Consider the following 6345-nt stretch of genomic DNA (forward strand, 5'->3'; position numbering starts at 1 on the left):
ACAGAGTAGGAGAAAGGTAAATGATTTATAAGATAAGTAATAAATATATTGAATTAGAATTTTGCAGTGATATACATAATATAGTGAGTCTGGTTAACAAATCAACTAAAGATGATTATATCAAGGTTAAGCCCGATAATTGTATATTTTCCTTGTATGCAAAAAATGAATTGGGTAATAAAGTTAGATTATATCCTAATGATGCATATAGGGTTAATATCAATAAAGGTGAAGAGTATGAAAAGATAAGTTGTATCTATGATTCATTATTTATGGAAGATAAGAAGATTGATACTTCCGTTTTTGTTGAAATATTAATGGAAAGAGAATCAGATGATATCAAGTTTAATATAAGTATTGATAATAGAGAAAAGGATATAGAGATTATAGAGGTACTTTATCCTCATATTAGAGGTGTTTATCTTGGAGAAGTCCCAGAAGATGATATTCTCATATACCCTCATCATGCAGGAGAGAAGATCATCAATCCAATTTATAAATTAAGTACTAGAGAATATCAGGATTTTTGGAGAGCTCAGTCTTATTATAACGAAGACAAGGTATATGAAAGAGAGATCAATTATTGTGGTTTAGCTTCAATGATGTGGATGTATTATTACGATGATAAAAATGGACTCTATATATCATCTAATGATAAAGATTTTTTAGTAACAGGAATATATACTGAATCTGGGGGGCAATCAGCCCCTTGGATGGGATTTTCATTTAGGAAATATGTAAATATCAATAATGAACAGTGGAAATCTAATGATTATATTATCTCGGTTAACTGTAATGATTGGCATTATGGAGCAAGGAAATATAGATCATGGATTGAACCATATCTGGATATAAAAAAACAACCTGAATATTTGAAAGATCAAGTAGTACTTAATCAATGCTATAATTTCAAAAAAGAAGGCAAGATATATAATAGATTTGAGAATATACCACATATGTATGAGAAAGGAATGGAACAGGGTATTAACCATTTCTTTATAGCCGGTTGGAATAGAGGTGGATTCGACTCTTATTACCCAGAATTCCATCCTGATATGGAGTTGGGGACATCTATGGACTTGTATAATGGATGTGAATACATTAATGCTCATGGTGGATTTGCTACGTTCTATATTAATTGTAGAATATTTGATTTGAAATCACAATTCTATCTTACCTATGGAAATAAAATGGCTATGAAGAAATTGAATGGGGATGTTTATACTGAAAATTATGGTACTGAATCTTTTGCTGTCATGTGTCCTTCCCATAATCAGTGGCAAAAGCATATTATTGATACCGCTGTATGGATGGTAAAAAGCTATAATGCTACAGGCATTTACTTGGACCAGCTTGGTTCAGCAGAGCCATTTCCTTGTTATGATAAAGCCCATTCACATGATACTTCTTCAGAGTTTAATCATGGTTATAGATACATGCTCTCTAGTATCTATGACCAGATTAAAGGATTAAATGATGATTCATTTATTATGATTGAAAACTGTGGAGATATATATGGAGGGTATGTATGGAGTAATCTGACTTGGAACGGACCCAAATATGATGAATGTTATAATGTTTTTCGTTATACATTCCCTGAGTTTGCTCAAGTACATATGGTTAATCCAGTATATAATCTCCAAGGAGAGGAACAAGAGAGTAAATTCAAAAAGGATGTATTAAGAGCATTCGTGTTAGGTGCGGTGTACTGGTTAGGATTAACTTATAAATTCAATGATAAAAAAGAAATGTTGGATTATGTGCTAAGAGTAATCAACCTGAGAAAGAGAGCTAATGAATTAATAAAAAATGCTCAATATATGGATGATATAGGTATAATATCAGATAACGGATATGTAACTAGTAAATGGGTTTTAGATAATAATGATATAATTGTTTTAGTAGGAAATGAATTACAAGAAGAGGGTAGTATTTGGGTTGAACTTAATAATGAGCCAGTCAAAATAATACGTATAGGTATTGATCTAACTGAATCTCCTGTGGATGTAATCTATGATAACAATAAAATTAGATTACCCATATGTGATGATGAAGCAGGAGTCTATGAAATTAGACATTCATTTAATTGAATAATGAAATGAAATAAATTAATTCAAAAAACTGAGAAGATATTGTTGAATCTTTTCAGTTTTTTTATTATACAGAAAAGTGGTATTTTTAGTTTTCAATTGAAATTATATTGCATTTGTATTAGATAAGGACTAAAATGCTATGGGAACTTATATTGGATGTAAATAAAGTAAAAAATGTAAAATGTAAGAAAAGAGGAAGAATTAGATGTCAAAATTAAAACCCAAATTATTTAGTACAATGACGCATTATTCAAAACAACAACTGTTAAGCGATGTTACCGCTGGTATTATTGTAGCTATAATTGCTTTGCCTCTATCAATAGCATTAGCAATTGCTTCTGGTGTATCCCCTGAAAAAGGTATTCATACTGCAATAATTGCAGGCTTTCTTATATCTTTTTTAGGAGGGAGTAGAGTACAGATTGGTGGACCTACTGGGGCATTTATGGTTGTTGTTTATACAATTGTAGCTAAACATGGGATTGAAGGATTAATTATTGCCACGATGATGGCTGGTTTGATTATGATAATTATGGGTTTATTGAAACTAGGAAGTGTTATTAAATTTATTCCATATCCAATAACAACAGGTTTCACTAGTGGTATAGCTCTAGTTATTTTTTCATCTCAAATGAAGGATTTTTTTGGATTAAGCATTAGCGAAGTACCTGCTGATTTTATTGGAAAGTGGAAAACTTATTTCTCTGCAATGGATACTGCTAATTTATGGAGTATCATAGTAGGGGTTATAGCTTTATTAATTATCATTTTATGGCCTAAGATAAACAGAAAAATACCTGGAACATTGATTGCCTTAATAGTTACAACGGTTATGGTAATGGTATTCAAATTAGATGTAGCTACTATTGGGTCAAGATTTGGTGAATTATCTTCTGCATTACCTTTACCTCATATACCCAATATCAGTATGGAAAAAATAAGTACTTTACTAGGACCAGCTGTTACAATTGCATTTTTAGGATCAATAGAATCATTGTTATCAGCTGTAGTTTCAGATGGTATGATTGGAAGTAAACATCGTTCTAATATGGAATTAGTTGCTCAGGGAATTGCAAATATGGCCTCCGGTTTATTTGGTGGAATTCCTGCTACCGGTGCTATTGCAAGAACTGTAGCAAATATTAAAAACGGAGGGAGAACACCAATTGCAGGAATGGTTCATTCTATTACATTATTATTAATAATGGTTATGTTTATGCCTTTAGCCAAGTTGATACCATTATCTTCATTAGCAGCTGTACTGATAATGGTTGCTTATAATATGTGTGGATGGAGAGAATTCAAAGAATTGCTAAAATCACCCAAGAGTGATGTTTTGGTATTGTTAATTACATTTTTTATAACAGTTCTAATTGATTTAGTAAAAGCAATTGAAATAGGTATTGTACTAGCATCCTTGTTATTTATGAAACGTATGGCGGATGTAACAAATGTAAAAGAGACAGTCATGGATGCATCAGAAGAAGGCGATGATGACTTTAATTTTGAAGAAGAAAGTAAGAAATTCAAGTTAGCAGATGGTATACAAGTTTATGAAATAAATGGTCCATTTTTCTTTGGAGCTGCTGATAAATTCATGGAAGTGATAAATGGGATTGGTAATCCTACTAAAGTAATCATTTTGAGAATGCGTAATGTACCAGTAATGGATGCAACAGCATTACATGCGTTTAGACAATTTATAGATATATGTAAAAGAAATAAGACTAAGATATTGATATCTGGAATTAATGAACAACCTAAAAATTCATTAATCAAAGCTTCTCTTTATGAGACAATCGGAGAAGAATGCTTTTTCAAGAGTGTAGAGGAAGCTTTTACATATGCTAACAGTTAATTGTCAATTATAATAATTTAAAATCTTTATCATATGTTTTTATATCTAACTAAATTGGTTAATTTAGAAGTGATTTTTTCCTATTAATTTCTTTTGATATATATTATAATATGGAAGCAAATACTAGTAGGAGAGATAAAAATGGAAAATGTACATGCTTTAATTGAGAGCATTATCAAGACTAATAACATAAATAATATTATACTAAGCAGAGTAAGAAAAAAAGATGATACTAATTACAATAAAGTCAATGTAAAACCTGTAATCATCAAAGGAAGACTATTATATCAATTTGCTTATCATTATACTAAGAAAGTAACTCATAACAATCTAGACCATGATGATACAATTAATGAACTTAAAAATCTTATGGAAAATTATTTTAAGCAAGGTAATTTCTATACCTTAGAAGCTGATTATCAAGTATTGGTCAGCAAAAAAGGTAAGGCTAATATAATAAAAAAACCACCAACAAAAGAAAAAGTGGATTTAGACCATAATAGAACTAAAAATTATATTTTATCTGAGAATAAACCTTATGATTTTTTAATAAAACTTGGAGTAATGAATAAAGATGGAAAAGTATTAGCCAATAGATATGATAAATTCAAGCAGCTGAATAGATTTCTTGAGATGGTTTCAGATTGCATAGAACAACTAGATAAGACCAAGACCATAAATATTATAGATTTTGGTTGTGGAAAATCATATCTAACTTTTGCTCTTTATCATTATTTAGTTGAACAACTGAAATTAGATATAAACATTATTGGGCTTGATTTAAAAAAAGATGTTATAGAATTTTGTAATAAAATAGCTGTTGAGCTTAATTATAATAAATTGAAATTTGTTCATGGTGATATAAAAGGTTATGAAGAAATTGATAAAGTCGATATGGTAGTAACTCTTCACGCTTGTGATACAGCTACTGATGATGCTCTAGTGAAAGCGGTAAATTGGGGAGCAGATGTTATTTTGTCAGTTCCATGCTGCCAGCATGAACTTCTAAAACAGATTCATAATAATACCATGAAGTCAATGGAGAAACATGGAATCATCAAAGAAAAATTATCAAGCCTTATAACTGATAGTGTAAGAGGAAACATACTTGAGATTATGGGATATTCTGTACAGATGTTAGAATTCATTGATATGGAACATACTCCTAAGAATATACTTATTAGAGCATTCAAAAAAGGAAGTTATAATAAAGAATGTATAGATGAATATAAGGAGTTTAAAAAATTTTGGAATATACAACCCTATATAGAAAAAGCAATGGGAAATAAATTATTGTCATTATTAGATAAATGTTAGTATTCTAATATGAATTTTATTGGTAAAAATCAAGTAAATATAAAACTAAGGTAAAACCAAAATATGGTAATACTTTAGTTTTTTTTATATAAAAAACTACATAAATTAGTATAAAAAGTTAATAAAAAGCAGTGGAAAAAGTAAAAAAATGTAAAGAAAAAAAGGATAAAGCATAAAATTGTAGAATTATATTATAAATGGAAAATATAAGTAAAAGGAGGAAATATTGTATCTATTTAATCCATTTATTATAGAAACTTATAGAGAAAATGATATAAAAAATACAAAATTTAATTTGTTAGGAGTTTTATTATGAAATCGATTAAAAGTAAAATGGTTATTAGTATTTCATTAAGTATTCTAATTATAATGGCTGTAATTATTTTAATGGTTGGAATTAAGACAAGTAATCAATCTTTAGATAGTGCATATGAAACTACTAAGCTAAAGGGTAATTTAGTTGCTAAGAGAGTAGAAGAAGAGCTAGAAGAAGCAACCAACATAGTAAGAACTTTGGCAAATAGTTTTGAAGGTATTAAAATGAGTGAAGCTATAGTTAATAGAGATAACATAAATAATATGCTTAAAAGCGTAATAAAAGAGAATTCGGATTTCTCTGGAATATGGACTATATGGGAACCAAATTCTCTAGATAATCAAGATGATAATTATAAGAACACTGAAGGACATGACCAAACAGGAAGGTTTATTCCATATTGGTATTGGAGTGGAAATCAAGTAGTTAATAAGCCTTGTGAAGAATATGATTTGACAAGCAATGATGATTATTATTCGCTAGCTAAGAAGTCTGATACCGAAATAATACTTGAACCTTATGAATATCTATTAGATGGTGAAAAAATATTAATGACTTCTCTTGTTATTCCAATTCATTATAATAGTAAGATAATAGGGGCTGTTGGAGTTGATGTTACACTGGATAAACTACAGGCATTAACTGAAGATGTTGACTTGTATGATTCAGGTTATGAAGTAATTTTATCTAATACAGGTATATATGTTGCACACCCAAAAAAAGAATTAGTTGGAGAAAATAGATTTGATAATGATGATTAT

4 protein-coding genes are annotated in these 6345 nt (G+C 29.3%); all 4 read left to right on the forward strand.

What is annotated here, in order from left to right; genetic code table 11:
* Window positions 1-20: 20 nt before the first annotated feature.
* Complete coding sequence (locus tag AACQ14_RS07850; RefSeq protein WP_339363026.1) at window positions 21-2090, forward strand: DUF6259 domain-containing protein; 2070 nt, start codon at window positions 21-23, stop codon at window positions 2088-2090.
* A gap of 208 nt (window positions 2091-2298) precedes the next feature.
* Window positions 2299-3951 carry a SulP family inorganic anion transporter gene (locus AACQ14_RS07855; RefSeq protein WP_339363027.1) on the forward strand — a complete coding sequence of 551 codons (1653 nt, stop codon included), beginning with the start codon at window positions 2299-2301 and terminating at the stop codon, window positions 3949-3951.
* A gap of 141 nt (window positions 3952-4092) precedes the next feature.
* A complete protein-coding gene (locus AACQ14_RS07860) occupies window positions 4093-5268 on the forward strand; it encodes a class I SAM-dependent methyltransferase (RefSeq protein ID WP_339363028.1) in 1176 nt (391 codons plus the stop codon).
* A 312-nt stretch (window positions 5269-5580) separates the two neighbouring features.
* Window positions 5581-6345 (forward strand): PDC sensor domain-containing protein (locus AACQ14_RS07865; protein WP_339363029.1); only part of this gene is annotated, 765 nt, incomplete at its 3' end.

It is taken from the genome of Vallitalea maricola, from assembly GCF_036985595.1.
Taxonomy (GTDB): Bacteria; Bacillota; Clostridia; order Lachnospirales; family Vallitaleaceae; genus Vallitalea; species Vallitalea maricola.